This window comes from Tessaracoccus sp. (genome assembly GCF_016714275.1).
Taxonomy (GTDB): domain Bacteria; phylum Actinomycetota; class Actinomycetes; order Propionibacteriales; family Propionibacteriaceae; genus Arachnia.
The window spans coordinates 252,519-269,387 of sequence record NZ_JADJNP010000002.1 but is presented as its reverse complement, the minus strand read 5'-3'; the positions used below and the strand labels follow the sequence as shown (position 1 = coordinate 269,387).

10 protein-coding genes are annotated in these 16,869 nt (G+C 68.7%); all 10 read left to right on the top strand.

The genetic code is table 11. The features are described from left to right. Positions 1-52: 52 nt before the first annotated feature. The 10 genes from IPJ61_RS09830 (at position 53) to IPJ61_RS09785 (ending at position 16,859) form a co-directional block, all read left to right on the top strand. The gene (locus IPJ61_RS09830) at positions 53-1,303 is read left to right on the top strand and encodes a sensor histidine kinase (RefSeq protein ID WP_297106370.1); all 1,251 of its coding nucleotides are present in this window, start codon (positions 53-55) and stop codon (positions 1,301-1,303) included. Then, positions 1,296-1,934 carry a response regulator gene (locus IPJ61_RS09825; RefSeq protein ID WP_297106367.1) on the top strand — a complete coding sequence of 213 codons (639 nt, stop codon included), beginning with the start codon at positions 1,296-1,298 and terminating at the stop codon, positions 1,932-1,934. The genes IPJ61_RS09830 and IPJ61_RS09825 overlap by 8 nt, the downstream gene beginning before the upstream one ends. 370 nt (positions 1,935-2,304) lie before the next feature. Next, positions 2,305-3,699 carry a DUF2252 domain-containing protein gene (locus tag IPJ61_RS09820; RefSeq protein WP_297106364.1) on the top strand — a complete coding sequence of 465 codons (1,395 nt, stop codon included), beginning with the start codon at positions 2,305-2,307 and terminating at the stop codon, positions 3,697-3,699. Positions 3,700-3,853: 154 nt separating this feature from the next. After that, positions 3,854-5,044: an ABC transporter substrate-binding protein gene (locus IPJ61_RS09815; protein ID WP_297106361.1), complete on the top strand. Its 1,191-nt coding sequence runs from the start codon at positions 3,854-3,856 to the stop codon at positions 5,042-5,044. Positions 5,045-5,117: 73 nt separating this feature from the next. Further along, positions 5,118-6,002, top strand: a complete 885-nt coding sequence (locus IPJ61_RS09810; RefSeq protein ID WP_297106358.1) for a branched-chain amino acid ABC transporter permease — start codon at positions 5,118-5,120, stop codon at positions 6,000-6,002. Positions 6,003-6,007: 5 nt separating this feature from the next. Then, positions 6,008-6,955: a branched-chain amino acid ABC transporter permease gene (locus IPJ61_RS09805; RefSeq protein ID WP_297106355.1), complete on the top strand. Its 948-nt coding sequence runs from the start codon at positions 6,008-6,010 to the stop codon at positions 6,953-6,955. Continuing rightward, positions 6,952-7,737: an ABC transporter ATP-binding protein gene (locus IPJ61_RS09800; protein ID WP_297106352.1), complete on the top strand. Its 786-nt coding sequence runs from the start codon at positions 6,952-6,954 to the stop codon at positions 7,735-7,737. The genes IPJ61_RS09805 and IPJ61_RS09800 overlap by 4 nt, the downstream gene beginning before the upstream one ends. Next, on the top strand, positions 7,730-8,428 hold the full coding sequence (locus tag IPJ61_RS09795) for an ABC transporter ATP-binding protein (RefSeq protein WP_297106349.1): 699 nt from the start codon (positions 7,730-7,732) through the stop codon (positions 8,426-8,428). The genes IPJ61_RS09800 and IPJ61_RS09795 overlap by 8 nt, the downstream gene beginning before the upstream one ends. A gap of 4 nt (positions 8,429-8,432) precedes the next feature. Continuing rightward, positions 8,433-9,074, top strand: a complete 642-nt coding sequence (locus tag IPJ61_RS09790; protein ID WP_297106345.1) for a CBS and ACT domain-containing protein — start codon at positions 8,433-8,435, stop codon at positions 9,072-9,074. A gap of 84 nt (positions 9,075-9,158) precedes the next feature. Beyond that, positions 9,159-16,859, top strand: a complete 7,701-nt coding sequence (locus tag IPJ61_RS09785; RefSeq protein ID WP_297106342.1) for a SpvB/TcaC N-terminal domain-containing protein — start codon at positions 9,159-9,161, stop codon at positions 16,857-16,859. Positions 16,860-16,869: the final 10 nt, after the last annotated feature.

Below are 16,869 nucleotides of genomic sequence, written 5' to 3'. Positions count from 1 at the left end.
CGCGCTGACCGGGAGCCCGCTGCTGCCCGACGACCTCATCGGCCTTCCGGGGATGGTGACCGTTTTCGGGTTCGGCGTCGCGCTCCTGCGCATCCGGCTCTTCGCCATGGAGTCGGTGCTCGTTCGGTTGCTCGTCGACACCGTCGTCGTCCTGCTCGCGATCGGCGTGATGGTGCTCGTCGCGAAGACCGCCGGCGCGTGGCTCGCCTGGGACACGGCCACGTTCATGGTGGTCGGGGGCATCGTGATCGCCGTTGGCGCCCCCTGGCTGCGGAGCAGGGTCGAGCGCGGCGTCAACTGGATCGTCTACCGCGACCCACAATCGCCGTACCACCTGCTGAGCAGGGTGGCCGAGTCCCTCGCCGGCCGCGACATCGACTTCCCGCAGGTCATCGCCGACGTTGCCCGAGCGCTGCGCCTTCCGCTCGTCACGCTCACCGCCGAAGGCGTATCGGCCTCGTCGGGCTGCGTCGCCAACGTACCGGAGGCCGAGGCCATCGAGTTCCCGGTGAACGACTCCGGCGACGTGCTGACGGCCTACACACGGGGAAGGGGGGACACGCTGACCGACAGCGAGAAGCGCCTCCTCTCGGACCTCGCCCGCCAGATCGGCACCGCGCTGCACCAACTGGAGCTGACCGCGGAACTGCGGCGTTCGCGCGAGCAGCTGGTGTTGGCGCGCGAGGAAGAGCGCCGGGCCATGCGGCGGGTCATGCACGATGACGTCGCGCCGACCCTCGCCGGCATCGCGCTGCAGTCCGAGACCGCGCGCCGCCTCGTCCTGCAGAGCACGGATGTGCCCCAGCGCGCACTGCAGGTCCTCGAGGGAATCGCCCGCGACGCACAGACCACATCACAGGCGCTGCGCGACCTCTCCTACGAACTGCGCCCGCCCGCGCTCGACGACCGGGGTCTCGTCGCCGCGATCGAGGATGTCGGCCTCGGCCTCGCCCCGCTGCAGCTCCACGTGCGCGCCGACGGTCTCGGCGACCTGGAGAGCGAGCCCCTGCCCGCCGCCGTCGAGGTCGCCGTCTTCCGCATCGCGGTCGAGGCCCTGCGCAACGCCGCGCGGCACGCCAGTGCGACCTCGTGCTCCGTGACGCTGTGGCGGGAACCGGGCCGCTGCCTCGTGGAGGTCGCCGACGATGGGGACGGCATCGCGGACGGCGCGCACGCCGGCGTCGGGGTCATGTCGATGCGGGAGCGGGCCGCGGAACTCGGCGGCACTCTGGCTATCGAAAGCCTAGTGAGAGGCGGTACGGTGGTCTCTCTCGAACTGCCCGTGGGAGGTGGAGATGCCTGATCCGACAAGGGTTCTCCTCGCCGATGATCATCCCGTCTACCGGGAGGGTCTCGCGGGGCTGATCGACGTCTGTGACGACCTGGTCGTCGTGGGGCAGGCATCCGACGGGGCGGCGGCGCTGACGCTCGCCGAGGAGACTCGCCCCGACGTCGCGGTGCTCGACCTGAACATGCCGGGGCTCCACGGCATCGAGGCGGCGCGCGCCATCGCGGCCGCGTCGCCGGGCACCGCCGTGCTGGTCCTGACCATGTACGACGACGACGCCACGATCTTTCAGGCCGTGCGCGAGGGCGCGCGCGGCTACGTCTTGAAGACGGAGCCGCCGGAGGCGGTTCTCGCGGCGATCCGTTCCGCGGCCCACGGCGAGGTCGTGTTCTCCGCCGCGCTCGCGCGGCGCATGGTGGACTGGTTCGGTGGACTCGGCGCGGCGCAGGAGCCGCTGCCGCAGCTGACGCCGCGGGAGCGGGAGGTACTCGCGCTGATCACGCGCGGCAGGGACAACCGGGCCATCGCCTCGTTGCTCGGCGTCAGCGACAAAACAGTGCGTAACGTGGTGTCCAACATCTTCGCGAAGTTGCATGTCGTCGACCGCGCCGCCGCCGCTGCCAAGGCGCGCGAGGCGGGTCTTTAGGAACAAAAAAAAGTTCCCGGTCCTAGTCGGGACCTTGTCCCGTGCCTCCCGGGACATCCATGGGAGAATCTATTACCACACCGATCCCGGGGGGCCACGCGAGCCAGCCACTTTGGGGGGGAAATCGGCCATGGTCGATGCTCAAGGCAGGAGCGCAAGAACGATCGGTGTGGTGCGAAGTGGATCGTACTTCGGATGGGAGACCAGACCATTCGAAGTGCGATCCACTCCCATGTTCGGCCTCAGCCTCGATCCGCCGGTCAGCGCCTACTGCGCGGCGTCCACCGGCGGATCGAGGCTCAGAGCTCTCGCGTATAGGTGGTAGGGCACCACCTATACGCGGGACCTCCTAAAGCGGAAAGATGGGTCCATGGCTGGTGACTCACACTTCGCGGACGCGTTCACGTCGTTCCGCATCCCCGCGACGGACCGCGCGGAGCGGATCGCGCACGGCAAGAAGCTGCGGGCGAAGACGCCGCCCGCATCCCTCGGCGACTGGACGCCCACCCTCAACCGACCCGGCGTCGTCGACATCATCGAGCGCTCGCACGAGGGCCGGCTGCCGTGGCTGTTGGGCGTGCGCACCGCGCGCATGGCCGCGTCGCCCTTCGGCCTGCTACGCGGCACAGCCAACCTGATGGCCTGGGACGTCGCGCATCTCCCGTCGACGGGCGTGCACACCACCGCCTGCGGCGATGCGCACATCGGCAACATCGGCTTCTACCGTTCGCCGGAGGGCAACCAGGTCATCGACCTCAACGACTTCGACGAGGCCCACACCGGCGCGTGGGAATGGGACCTCCGCAGGCTCACGGCATCGATCTGGGTGCTCGGCCGCGACAACGGCGCCACCGAGGAGCAATGCGCCGACGCGATCCGGCACTGCGTGCGCGCTTACCGCGACGAGGTGAGCTTCCTCTCGAAGCAGCCCTTGCTGTGGCGCGCGTTCAACCACCTCGACGTCGATCTGCTGCACGAGACGGTGACGGAGGCCTCGCTCCGCGACGAGATCAAGCGCGCGGCGGCGTCGGCCCGGAAGCGGACATCTGACCGCATGCTGCCGAAGCTTGCCGGCGGTGCGCGCGAGGCGGACCGCATCGTCGACGACCCTCCGCTGATCACGCATCCCGACGACTACGAGTTCGAGTCCCTGGCCACGGGCCTCGACGAGTACCTCGCGACGCTCACGCCGCAATGGCGCCGCATCGTCGGCGGCTACACGCTGGTGGACATCGCTCACAAGGTAGTGGGCGTGGGGTCGGTCGGTATGCGCGCCTGGATCGCGCTGCTGGTGGGATCCCGGTCCGACGACGTGCTCTTCCTACAGATGAAACAGGCGCAGCGCTCCGTGTTCGCCCCCTACGTCCACGGCCAGACGGCATGGCATCAGCACCAGGGGCAACGTGTCGTCGAGTACCAGCAGCAGCTGCAGACCGTCTCGGACCCGCTGCTCGGCTGGACGACGGTGGGTGGCCACCAGTACTACGTGCGCCAGTTCCGCAACATGAAGGGCGGCGTGCCGCTCGAGGACATGACCCCGGGCGCGCTGGTCGACTATTCCGGGATCGTCGGGCACCTACTGGCTAAGGGCCACGCGCGGACCTCCGGCGCCTCGATCATCTCCGGCTATCTCGGCAAGAGGGACGAGGGTGTCGAGGCGTTCGCCCGTTGGGCACGCGCCTACGCGGACCAGACCGAGGCGGACCACGCGCTCCTCGTCGAGGCCGTGCGGGCCGGCAGACTGCCCAGCGAGCCCGGCGTGTAGGACAGCTCCTAACCACGCGCAGGGTAAAGAACGCATCACGATTTCGGGTACTAAACGCGGGGAGACCCCTGAATAGGGCGGGAGAGGTGCTTAGATATGGCCCATTGCGGCCTGCCGGTCAGGCCCTGACGTGACCCAGAAAGAAGCACTGAACATGAACCTCACCCGTCGTTCCCTCCTCGGCGCCACCGCCGCTGCCGCGATCGTCGGCACCGTCGGCTGCTCCGCCAAGCCCGGCGGTACCGCCCAGCCCGGCGGCGGCGATGGTGGCGACACCATAAAGCTCGGTCTCAACTACGAACTCTCCGGCGCCGTCGCCACCTACGGTCAGGCCTCCGTGCTCGGCATCAACATGGCCATCAAGCAGGTCAACGATGCCGGCGGTATCGACGGCAAGCAGGTCAAGTTGATCGAGTACGACAACAAGTCCGACGCCGCCGAGGCCACCACTCTTGCGACCAAGCTGATGACGCAGGACGGCGTCATCGCGTGCATGGGCCCGGCGACCTCCGGCAACTTCAAGGCCACCATTCCTGTGGCCAACAAGAACAAGGTCCCGGTCGTCTCTGGCTCCGCCACCGCCGACGACGTCACCTGGGACGGCAAGACGGTGCAGGAGTTCGCCTTCCGCATCTGCTTCAACGACTCGTTCCAGGGCACCGTCATGGCGAAGTTTGCCGCGGAGAACCTGCAGGCGAAGACCGCCGTCATCCTCAAGGACAACGCCAGTGACTACTCCAAGGGCCTTGCCGCGGCCTTCACCGCGGAGTTCACCGGCAACCAGGGCGGCACCATCGTCGCGGAGGAGGCCTTCGTCGCGGGCGAGACCGACTTCAACTCCATCCTGACCCGGATCAAGGGGCAGACGTTCGACGTCGTCTACCTGCCCGGCTACTACAACGAGGCCGGCCTGATCATCAAGCAAGCCCGCGAGCTGAGCATCACCGCACCCGTCCTCGGCCCTGACGGCTTCGACTCGCCGACCCTGCTCGAGCTGGGCGGCGCCGCCGCGCTGAACGACGTCTTCTTCACCAACCACTACTCGTCGATCGACGAGGACCCGAAGGTGCTCGAGTTCGTCGAGGCGTTCAAGGCCGCCAACAACGGCGCGGAGCCGAACGGCTTCCATGCGTTGGGCTTCGACCTCGGTCACTTCGTCGCCGACGCCGTCAAGCGCGCGTCGGAGAAGACCGGCGTGGGCGTCCAGCAGGCCATGGCGGCGACCAAGGGCTTCGTCGGCGTCACGGGCACGTTCGACATCGATGAGCACCACAACCCGGTCAAGAGCATCGTCGTTATCGGGCTGAAGGACGGCGTCCAGGCCACCAGCGAGAAGATCGGCTGAGGAACAACCTGATCGTGTTCGGGTGGGCCGGGTAGTTTCCGGCCCACCCGGTTCGAGGGAAGGAGGCGGTCGGATGACGGAGTTCCTGCAACAGCTGATCAACAGCTTGTCGCTGGGCAGCATCTATGCGCTCATCGCACTGGGCTACACGATGGTGTACGGCATCATCAAGCTCATCAACTTCGCCCATGGCGAGGTCTTCATGGTGGGCGCGTACGTCGGCTACTTCAGCATGTCCGTGCTGCGGCTCGGGTTCTTCGAGTCGCTGCTGCTGGCCATGCTGCTCTGCATGACGCTCGGCGTCGTGATCGAGCGCGTCGCCTACCGGCCGCTCCGTAACTCGACCCGCCTCGCGGCGCTGATCACCGCCATCGGCGTCTCGCTGCTGATCCAGTACACGATGATGTACTTCGTCGGCGCCGACCCGCGGGCCTACCCGGCGCTTCCCGCGTTCATGACCGGGTCGGTCAACCTAGGCGGCGTCGTCATCCGCAACCTCCAGATGGTCATCGTCGGCGTGTCCTTGCTGCTGATGATCGTGCTGCAGTTCGTCGTCAAGAGGACGAGGATGGGCAAGGCCATGAGGGCCGTCTCGCAGGATCCCGACGCCGCGCGGCTGATGGGCATCAGCGTCGACCGCACGATCTCCTTCACCTTCGCGATCGGCTCGGCGCTCGCGGGCGCGGCCGGCGTCCTGGTGGGTGCCTACTACAACTCGATCAACCCGCTGATGGGCGTGCTCTACGGCCTGAAGGCCTTCGTCGCCGCCGTGTTCGGCGGCATCGGGATCATACCCGGCGCCCTGATCGGCGCGTTCGCCATCGGCGGCACCGAGACGCTGGTCTCCAGCATCGGCTACTCGCTGTTCCGCGACGGCGTCGTGTTCGCCATCCTGATCATCGTCCTGGTCGTCAAGCCCACGGGCCTTCTGGGCAAGAACACGAGGGAGAAGGTGTGATGACCATGTGGAAGAACATCGGGCTGCGCGCGCTGCCCCTGGCCGTCTCCTATCTCCTCGTCCTGATCCTCATCAACACGGGTGTGATCAACGACTACTACTTCTCGATCATCGTGTTGATCTGCATCAACATCATCCTTGCCTCCAGCCTCAACCTGGTCGTCGGGTTCACCGGGCAGCTGTCGCTCGGTCACGCGGGGTTCATGGCGCTGGGCGCCTACACCTGCGCGATCATCACCATGAACATGGAATCGCAGCTGGGCCTCCTCCTCGGTGTGGCCGCCGGTGCCGTCGTCGCCGCGCTCGTGGGCGCGCTCGTCGGCCTTCCGACGCTGCGTCTGCGCGGCGACTACCTGGCGATCGCGACGCTCGGCATGGCTGAGATCATCCGCATCGTCATCCTGAACCTCGAGATCACCAACGGAGCGGCGGGGCTCTCGCCGGTTCCGGCGCTGGCCGACTGGAACTGGGTGTTCGGTCTCACCGCGCTGACGCTCGTCGTGCTGTGGAACTACATCAAGAGCTCGCATGGCCGGCGCGCCGTCGCCGTCCGGGAGGACGAGATCGCCGCCGAGGCGATCGGGATCAACACGACCCGCGCCAAGGTCCAGGTGTTCACCATCGGTGCGTTCTTCGCGGGCATCGCCGGCGCGCTCCACGCGAGCTTCTTCTACGTCATCAAGCCGGAGCAGTTCGGCTTCCTGAGGTCGATCGACATCCTGGTCATCGTCGTCCTCGGCGGGCTCGGCTCGATGTCCGGCACGATCATCGCCGCGATCCTGCTCGCCCTCCTCTCGACGGTGCTGCAGGAGGTCTCCGACATCCGGATGATCCTGTACTCGCTGATGCTCGTTCTGATCATGATCTTCCGCCCCGGCGGCCTCATGGGCTCCAAGGAACTCAGCCAGACGGTGCTCGGGAGAGTCTTCACGAGGAAGGGGGCACAGCCATGAGCCTGCTCGACGTCTCGAAGCTGACCCGTAACTTCGGCGGCCTTACCGCGGTGTTCGAGGCCGACCTCCATCTCGACGAGGGTGAGCTGATCGGCCTGATCGGCCCTAACGGCGCAGGCAAGACCACCCTGTTCAACCTGTTGACGGGCGTGTATCCGCCGTCGTCCGGGGACATCCGGCTGACGATCGACGGCGCATCGAAGCCCATCGGCGGCATGGCGCCGAACAAGATCTGCGCCGCAGGCGTCGGCCGCACGTTCCAGAACATCCGGCTCTTCAAGGACCTGACGGTGTTGGAGAACGTGGCCACCGCGTTGCAGCAGAACATGCCCTACTCGTTGGTCGCCGCCCTGCTTCACGTGCCGCCGTTCGGCAACACCGAGCGCCGGATCCGGGAGGAGAGCCTCGAGCTGCTTGAGGTGATGGGGTTGGCGGGCAAGGCGGACGAGCTGGCCAGGAACCTCTCGTACGGCGAGCAGCGCCACCTGGAGATCGCGCGGGCGCTGGCCACAAAGCCGCGCCTGCTGCTGCTCGACGAGCCCGCCGCCGGCATGAACCCCGCCGAGACCGCGGGCCTGACCGGTCTGATCGCGCAGCTGCGCCGTGACTTCGGGTTGACGATCCTGCTGATCGAGCACGACATGAGCCTCGTCATGCGGATCTGTGAGCGGATCTACGTGCTGGATCACGGCATCGTCATCGCGTCCGGCAGGCCGGACGAGGTGCGCAACAACCCGAAGGTGATCGAGGCCTATCTCGGCGAGGAGGCGCCCCATGCTTGAGGTCAAGGACCTGCAGGTCCACTTCGGCGTCATCAACGCCATCAAGGGCATCTCGTTCGAGGTGCCGAAGGGCAAGATCGTCACGTTGATCGGCGCCAACGGTGCGGGCAAGACGACGACGCTGCGCACATTGTCGGGCCTGAAGCGCCCGACCAAGGGCACCGTGACGCTTGACGGCGCCGACATCACGAAGCTGTCGCCCCAGGACCGGGTGCGCCGCGGCATGTCGCAGGTCCCCGAGGGGCGCCGGATCTTCCCTGAGATGACCGTGCTCGAGAACCTCGAGCTCGGCGCCTTCCTGCGCAAGGACGCCGTCGCCGCGGACTTCGACGAGGTCTACGGGCGCTTCCCCCGGCTCGCGGAGCGCCGCAAGCAGTTGGCAGGAACGCTGTCCGGCGGCGAGCAGCAGATGCTCGCGATGGGAAGGGCCCTGATGGCCAAGCCCAGCGTTCTTCTGCTCGACGAGCCGTCGATGGGCCTCGCGCCCCTGCTGGTGCAGGAGATCTTCGACATCATCGTCGCCATCAACAAGACAGGCACCACCGTCCTGCTCGTCGAGCAGAACGCGAACATCGCGCTGCAGATAGCCGACCTGGCGTACGTGATGGAGACCGGGTCGATAGTCTTGTCCGGAGAGGCGAAGGCCTTGGCGCAGACCGACGAAGTGAAGCGCGCATACCTCGGAGGGTAGGGAAATGTTCGTGGCTCAGCGGATGACCGCAAACCCGTTCACCGTCACGTCGGGGAACTCGATCCCCGAGGCCCAGGCGGTGATGGCGTCGCACGGCGTGCGGCACCTGCCCGTCGTCGACGACGGCGTCGTCGTGGGCGTGATCTCCAAGAACGACATCAGGGCGGCGCTCCCGTCGCAGGCGACAACGCTGAGCGCGCAGGAGGCCACGTATCTCGTCTCCAAGCTGCGGGTCGGCAAGGTCATGAGCGCGCCCGCCATCACCGTCTCGCCGGAAGCGCTCCTCGAGGAGGCCGCGGTGCTGATGCGCGACGAGAAGATCGAGATCCTGCCCGTCGTCCAGGATGGCATGCTCGTGGGCGTCATCACCGAGTCGGACCTGCTGGACTCGTTCATCGACATCCTCGGCTTCCGCGACCCCGGGACCCGGCTGACGATTGAGGCAAAAGACCAGCCCGGCGTACTCGCCACGCTCACCGGGATCACCGCGAACCATCACGCCAACATCCAGCACCTTGCCGTGCACCGCGGCCTGCTGGACGCGAGCGTGGTCATCGTCGGGTTGAACACGCCGAACACGGAGGCCATCGAGGCCGACCTGGAGGCCGCGGGGATGCGTGTCCTCGGCCGACTCGTCAACTTATAGCGACTATTCGAGGCCCCCGCCGCGCGGAATAATGTGTGCAACAGTCCAACCCTGAACTGCGGTACGTGAATTCCGGGGTCTCCCATGGACAAGCTGGACAACGCAGGCGTTCGGGCGGCGCCGTCGATCTCGCTCCCGAAGGGTGGCGGCGCGATCCGGGGGATCGGGGAGAAGTTCGTCGCGGGCGCCGTCACGGGTACCGGCGGGTTCACGGTGCCGCTGCCGGTCAGCCCCGGGCGCGCCGGCCTTCAGCCCCCGCTCGCGTTGTCCTATGACTCCGGCTCGGGCAACGGCGCCTTCGGACTGGGTTGGAGCCTCGGGCTTCCGGCCATCGCGCGCAAGACCGACAAGGGCTTGCCGCGCTATGACGACGCCGCCTCCTCCGATGTTTTCGTGCTCTCCGGCGCCGAGGACCTTGTGCCCGCCGTCCTGCTCGATGACGAAGGGGCGGTCGTGGTCGACGGCGAAGGCAGGCCGGTGCCCGACGAGGACGACCGAGGCGCGTACCGCGTCGTCCGCTATCGTCCGCGCACCGAGGGGCTCTTCGCCCGCATCGAGCGGTGGGTCAACCGCGAGGACCCCGCCGACACGCACTGGCGCACCATCACCCGCGAGAACGTGACCTCGCTCTACGGCCGCGACGCGGGCTCCCGCATCGTCGATCCCGCCGACCCGGTGCGCATCTTCACCTGGTTGCTGTGCGAGTCGTACGACGACCTGGGCAACGGCATGCAGTACGCGTACACGGCAGACGACGACGCCGGCGTCGATCTCGGCCAGGCCCACGAGCGCCACCGGGCGCCCGCCGCGCGCACCACCCAGCGGTACCTGACCTCGGTCCGATACGGCAACGTCGTGTCCCGCCTCCACCAGACCCGGGGCGACGAGTGGCGCGACGACTGGCTGTTCGAGCTGGTCTTCGACTACGGCGACCGGCGCTACGAGGACCTGCCGCTCGACCCCGCCCGCGCCGCGGACGCACAGTTGCGCTGCGTCGAGGCTGCGCTCGACGGTGGCGACGAGTGGGCGGTCCGGCCGGACCCGTTCTCGACCTACCGCGCGGGGTTCGAGATCCGCACCTACCGACGATGCCAGCGCGTGCTCATGTTCCATCGCCTCCCGGAGCTCGGCAGCGAGCCCTGCCTGGTCAAGGCGCTCGAACTCGGCTACGCCGACACCCGCGGGGAGGACGCCCCCTCCTGCTCCCTGCTCACCTCGGCGACCGTCCACGGCTTCGTCCGGGACGGCCAGGACACGAGGTACGTGCGGCAGTCGATGCCGCCGGTCACGTTCCGTTACAGCGCCCCTATGCGCGACGTCCAGGTGCGGACCCTCGACGCGGACAGCGTCGCCAACCTCCCCGTCGGGTTGGGGATCGGGTACGAGTGGGTCGACCTCGACGGGGAGGGGCTGTCCGGCGTGCTCACCGAGCTGGCGGGCGAGTGGTGGTACAAGCGCAACCGCGGCGGCGGTGCTTTCGGCCCGCTCGAACTCGTGGCAGCCCGGCCCAACGGGGGCCTGCGCGAGGGGCGTCGCCTGCTCGACCTCGCGGGCGACGGCCTCCTCGACCTGGTCGCCCTCGACGGCCCGGACCCCGGCTTCTTTGAGCGCACCGACGACGCCGCCTGGGCGCCGCATCGGGAGTTCCGCTCGTTGCCGAACGTGTCCTGGGCCGACCCTGCGCTGCGCTTCGCGGACCTCACAGGCGACGGCCACGCCGATGTCCTCGTCGCCGAGGCCGACGCGTTCTCTTGGTATCCGTCCCTCGGCGAGGACGGCTTCGGACCGTCCAGGCTGACGACCCCGCCGTTCGACGAGAACGAGGGACCCCGCCTGGTGTTCGCCGACGGAACCGAGTCGGTCCACCTGGCCGACATGTCCGGCGACGGTCTCGCCGACCTGGTGCGGATCAGGGTGGGCGAGGTGTCGTACTGGCCCAACCTGGGGTACGGCCGGTTCGGGACAAGGGTGGTGATGGACGACGCCCCGCTCTTCGATCGCGACGGCCAGTTCGACCCGGCCCGCATCCGCCTCGCCGACATCGACGGTAGCGGCACCACCGACATCGTCTACCTCGCAGCCACGGGCGCGCGCGTCCACCTCAACCGCTCAGGCAACGGGTTCGCGGAGGGGTACCTCATCGCCGGGTTCCCTCCCATCGACGATCTGACCTCGGTGTCGACGGTGGACCTGCTCGGCGTCGGCACCTCCTGCCTCGTGTGGTCGTCGCCGCTCTCCGGTGACGAGAGAGGCCAGCTCCGCTACATCGACCTCATGCCCGGCGGCAAGCCGAACCTGCTCGTCGAGATCCACAACAACCTCGGCGCCGAGACCCTGATCCGTTATGCGCCGTCGACGCGCTTCTTCCTCGACGACGAGGCGGCGGGAAAGCCGTGGATCACGCGGCTGCCGTTCCCGGTGCACGTCGTCGACCGCGTGGAGACGGTCGACCGGGTCAGCGGCAACCGGTTCGTGAGCCGCTACGAGTACCACCACGGATACTTCGACGGTGTGGAACGCGAGTTCCGCGGCTTCGCCCGTGTTGACCAGTACGACACCGCCGAGTACGACCTGCTGCCGGCGGCTACCAACCTCGACGCCACCTCCTACCTGCCGCCAGTGCTGACGCGTTCGTGGTACCACACAGGCGCTCATCTCGGCCGCGACCGGATCGCGCGGCTCTGCGCCGACGAGTACTACCGAGAGCCCGGCCTTTCGCCGGAGGAGGTCGCGGTGCGCCTCCTCGACGACACCGTGCTCCCTGCCGAGTTGACGACAGACGAGGAGAGGGAGGCCTGTCGCGCCCTCCGCGGGACGCTGCTTCGCCAGGAGACCTACGCCCTCGACGGCGGGTCGTCCGCCGCCCACCCATACGTCGTCGCCGAAAGCAACGCCGCCGTGCGGCTCGTGCAGGCGCGCGGAGACAACCCGCACGCCGTCTTTCTCACCCATGCCACGGAGTCGGTGACCTACCAGTACGAGCGTGCTCCCGCAGACCCGCGCGTGACCCATGCCCTGACCCTCGCTGTGAACGGGTTCGGCCAGCCCACGCGGGTGGCGACCGTCTCGTACGGTCGTCGAAACCCCGACCCAGCCCTCGTTCCCGGGCTCCAGGGCGAGCAAACCAGGCTCACCGTCGCTGTGACAGAGACGGCTTACACGAACCCGCTGGTCGATGCCGCAGCGACACCCGACGACCACCGCCTGCCCGTCCCCTGGGCCGTCCGCGGCTACGAGCTGACCGGGTCTGCGCCGTCAGGTGGGCGATTCACCTGCACGGAACTCGATGACGCCGTCGCCGCGGCGGATGAGCTCGCATACGAGGCGGCGCCGACATCGGGGCGGATCGAGAAGCGGCTCATCGAGGCCGATCACACGCGTTTCCGTGCCGACGACCTGTCCGGCCCGTGCCCCTGGGGGAGGCTCGAGCCGCGGGCGCTGCAGAGCGAGTCCTATCGGCTGGCGTTCACGCCCGGGCTGCTCGCGGGCGTTTACCGGCGCTCGGCGGCGGGTGCCGTCGAGGACCTCCTGCCGGACCCCGCGGCGGTGCTCGGCGTCGATCCGGGCGCACCTTCGGCCGCGGACACGGCCGGCTACGTGGAGATCGACGGCGCGTGGTGGATCCCGTCCGGCCGTGCGTTCTACGCCGTCGACCCGGACGCGTCCGCCGCGGAGGAGCTCGCGGAGGCGCGGGCGCACTTCTTCCTGCCCCGGCGCTACCGGAACCCCTTCCACACCATCGGCACGCCGACGGAGTCCACCGTCGACTTCGATCCCCACGACCTCCAACCCGTCGCGAGCGCCGACGCCCTCGGCAACACGACCCGCGCGGAGCTCGACTACCGGACGCTGTCGCCGTCGGCCGTGACCGGCCCGAACGGCGAGCGCACCGCGGTGGCGTTCGATGCGCTCGGGATGGTGGTCGCCACGGCCACGATGGGGCGGGTGGCCGGCGCGCCGCAGGGCGATACCCTGGGCGGCGTCGAGCCACTGCTCACCGAGGCGGAGACTCGGGCGGCGTTCGCCGACCCGCTTGCCGCGCCGTCGGATCTCCTGGGCGACGCCACCACCCGGCTGGTCTACGACCTGTCCGCCTATGCCCGCACCCGCGACGCCGACCAACCGGCCCCCACCGGTGTGCACACGCTCGCCCGCGAGACGCACGCCTCGAATCTCCCTGCGGGAGCGACCAGCCGGGTGCAGCACGCCTTCTCCTACTCGGACGGGTTCGGGCGCGAGATCCAGAAGAAGATCCAGGCGGAGGGCGGGCGCTGGGTCGGCAGCGAGTGGACCGAGTTCGACAACAAGGGCAACCCCGTACGCCAGTGGGAGCCGTTCTTCTCCGGCACGCACCGCTGCGACTTCGACGCCGCGATCGGGGTGACCAAGCGCCTGTTCTACGACCCGCTCAGCCGGGCCGTCGCCGTGCTGCACCCGAACGGCACCTATAGCAAGACCGTGTTCGACGCCTGGCGCCAGACGAGCTTCGACCCGAACGACACCGTCGCCGCCGTGGGCGCAGAGACGGGCGACCCGCGCACGGATCCCGACATCGCCGGGCTCGTCGCCGGATATGTCGGGGGTCTCGGCGTCGGCTGGAGCACGTGGTGGCAGCGCCGCCAGGAGCCCGGTACGTCCGCGCCCGAGCGCGACGCCGCGGCCAAGGCTGCGGCCCACGCGGGCACGCCGACGACGACCTACCTCGACGCGCTCGGCCGGAGTTTCCTGACCCGCGCCCACAACGGCTCCGACGCCGCGGGCGATCCCGTCCTCTTCGACACGCGCGTCGTCCTCGACATCGAGGGCAACCAGCGCGCCGTCATCGACGCCGCGGGCCGCGTCGTCGCCACCTTCGATCACGACGTGGCGGGCAACCAGATCCATCAGGCAAGCATGGAGGCGGGGGAGCGCTGGACCCTCGCCGACGCCGCAGGCAACCCGATCCGCGCCTGGGACAGCCGCGGCCACACCCTCACCACCGAGTACGACGCGCTGCGGCGACCGGTGCGCCACCTCGTCGCCGGGGCCGGCGACCATTCGGACCCCGACACGCGGGCGGGCGCCGTCGCGTACCAGGTGACCGAGTACGGCGAGGGTCTACCGAACGCCGAGGCCCGGTTCCTGCGTGGACGCGTCCACCGCCAGTACGACGCCGCGGGCGTTGTCAGCAACACCTACGACTTTAAGGGCAACGTCGTGCGGCAGACCCGCGCGATCGCGCCCGACCACCGCGCCGCGATCGACTGGGCGCAGCCGCAATCGGACGGCGCCCGCTATGTGAGCGTCACCGTCTACGACGCCCTCAACCGCCCCACCCAGCAGGTCGCCCCGCGCCGCGACGACGCGGCCGCGCCGTGGGACGTGACGCAACCCACCTACAACGAGGCAGGCCTGCTCGAGGCGCTCCACGTATGGACCGGGCTGGCCGGTGAACCCACGGGTCTGATCGATCCGCTCGTCACCGCGCCGTCGGGGGTAGGTGTCGACGACATCGACTACGACGCCAAGGGCCTGCGGACGTCCGTGTCGTACCGCGGTGGCGTCGTCACCGACTACGAGTACGACCCCGACACCTTCCGGCTGACCCGCCTCACGACCCGGCGCGGCGGGGGAGGCGGCCCGCTCCAGGACCTCCGCTACACCTACGACCCCGTCGGCAACGTCACCCAGATCCGCGACGGCGCCCAGCGCGAGGTGTTCTTCGCCAACCAGGTCGCGAGCCCGAACAACAGCTACACCTACGACCCGACCTACCGGCTGATCCACGCGGAGGGCCGCGAGCACGTCGGCCAGGCCAACGCCGCCGCGGGCTACACGCACGACGACTGGCGCCGCACGCGCCTCGCTCATCCCGGCGACGGGGGTGCGATGGCCCGCTACGGCGAGTCTTACGAGTACGACCCGGTCGGCAACCTGCAGGCGATGGCGCATACCTCAGGCATCGCGGGCGTGGCCTGGCGGCGCACGTTCGCGTACGAGGAGCCGACTCAGCTCGACGACACCGTCGGTGGCGCGCCGAGGCGCAGCAACCGGCTGACCTCGTCGACGATCGCTGGGATCACCGCGACGTTCAGCGTCGGCGGCGATGGCTACGATCCGCACGGCAACTTGCTGCGGATGCCCCATCTGGCCGAGATGGCCTGGGACTTCCGCGACCGCCTGCGCTTGACGGCCCGCCAGGTCGTCGACGCCGACGACGTCGACGGGGCCGCCCGCGACGGCGACCGGACCTACTACGTCTACGACGCCGGCGGGACCCGCGTGCGAAAGGTCACCGAGGTCGGCGGCGTGGTGAAGGAGGAGCGGCTCTACCTCGGCGGCGTGGAGATCTACCGCAGGCACACCGGGCAGCACGCGGGTCTCGAGCGCCGCACGCTGCACGTCATGGACGACGAGCGCCGGATCGCGCTGGTCGATCTCCGCAACAACGTCGACGACGGCGCGCCGAGCATGCTGGCCCGCTACCAGCTCGGCAATCACCTCGGCTCCACGACGCTGGAGGTTGACGACCAGGCCAACCTTGTCTCCTACGAGGAGTACTCGCCGTACGGGAGCACCACTTATCAGGCCGTCCGGGCCGACATCCAGGTGCCCGCCAAGCGCTACCGCTACACCGGCAAGGAACGCGACGAGGAGAGCGGTCTCTCGTACCACGGCGCCAGGTACTACGCCCCCTGGCTGGCACGCTGGACGAGCTGCGACCCCGCGGGCATCGCCGACGGCCCCAACCGCTACATCTACTGCCGGGGCCACCCGACAACCGCGCGCGATCCCGGAGGCGCAGCCACGACACCGACGCCCCTGCTCAACAGCGTCGACGACGTGCTCAGCTTCGAGGCACGCGAGGCGGCGTTCGCAGCGGGGAAGAAGCTCGAACTCGGGTTCGACCCAACGACCAAGGAAGCGGTGGCGGCGGTCAATGGAGGCAAGGCGCTTCCGCCGCCAACGGGCAAGCAACTGGAAGCGCTGGTCGAGTCCGGCAAGGAGGCTGCCGAGTTGCGTCGTGCCTATGCCGCCGCGCAGGGCGGCCTCGCGGGTGACGAACTCAGGGAGAATCTCCGGACAAGGTCGCAGGCGGCGTTCGACACCTCGAAAGATGTCGCGCACTTCGGGGACACCAGCGGCCGCCTCGTCCCAGAGCTCACCCTGGACGACGGCACGATCACCAAGGTCGACTCGGCGCCAGGTGGCCAACTGAAGGATGTGCGGACCGCCGACGTCGGCGTAGCGAAGCAGCCGGTGGCGCCGGCCAACTGGGAGTCTGAACTCGTCGGCAAGGAGGCAAGGGAGGTGCTGGACGAGACGCGCGATCTCAAGGTCAGCAACTCCTATGTCGGCGACAAGGCCGGGTTCCTGAAGGAATCCGGAGGGGTTGCCGTCACGGAGGTCCGGCCGTGGACGAAGCTCAAGCAGAAGGTCTCGGCGGCCGCGGACGCCGTCAAGAGCAGCAAGGCACTCGCGGCGACCGGTGAGCTGGTCGAGAAGGTGGCCAAGAGCAAGGGATTCAAGGCGAGCGTCGTCGTGGTCGGGGTCCTAGGCCACGGCGTTGCGAAGGCCGCGCCATTCGTCGGCCTCGCGGTCGGCGCGTCAGACGTCGCGAGCGAGGTGGAGCAAGGCAACGGCCGCCGCGCCGCCCTCTCCGCGATCGGTATGTCGGAGATCCCGTTCGTCAGCCAGACGGCGGACATCGGGCTCGCCGTCGAAGACGCCTCATGGGCGGCGAAGGACATCCTCGACCCCGATCAGAAGCTCGAGGACTGGTATTACCGGACATTTCTCAAGTAGTGGCACAGGA

Excerpts from the sequence above, each read along its gene's own strand:
- IPJ61_RS09825 (WP_297106367.1), top strand. The coding sequence starts at position 1,296 with ATGCCTGATCCGACAAGGGTTCTCCTCGCCGATGATCATCCCGTCTAC.
- IPJ61_RS09830 (WP_297106370.1), top strand. The coding sequence starts at position 53 with ATGGTGACCGTTTTCGGGTTCGGCGTCGCGCTCCTGCGCATCCGGCTC.
- IPJ61_RS09800 (WP_297106352.1), top strand. The coding sequence starts at position 6,952 with ATGAGCCTGCTCGACGTCTCGAAGCTGACCCGTAACTTCGGCGGCCTT.
- IPJ61_RS09810 (WP_297106358.1), top strand. The coding sequence starts at position 5,118 with ATGACGGAGTTCCTGCAACAGCTGATCAACAGCTTGTCGCTGGGCAGC.
- IPJ61_RS09785 (WP_297106342.1), top strand. The coding sequence starts at position 9,159 with ATGGACAAGCTGGACAACGCAGGCGTTCGGGCGGCGCCGTCGATCTCG.
- IPJ61_RS09805 (WP_297106355.1), top strand. The coding sequence starts at position 6,008 with ATGTGGAAGAACATCGGGCTGCGCGCGCTGCCCCTGGCCGTCTCCTAT.
- IPJ61_RS09820 (WP_297106364.1), top strand. The coding sequence starts at position 2,305 with ATGGCTGGTGACTCACACTTCGCGGACGCGTTCACGTCGTTCCGCATC.
- IPJ61_RS09790 (WP_297106345.1), top strand. The coding sequence starts at position 8,433 with ATGTTCGTGGCTCAGCGGATGACCGCAAACCCGTTCACCGTCACGTCG.
- IPJ61_RS09815 (WP_297106361.1), top strand. The coding sequence starts at position 3,854 with ATGAACCTCACCCGTCGTTCCCTCCTCGGCGCCACCGCCGCTGCCGCG.
- IPJ61_RS09795 (WP_297106349.1), top strand. The coding sequence starts at position 7,730 with ATGCTTGAGGTCAAGGACCTGCAGGTCCACTTCGGCGTCATCAACGCC.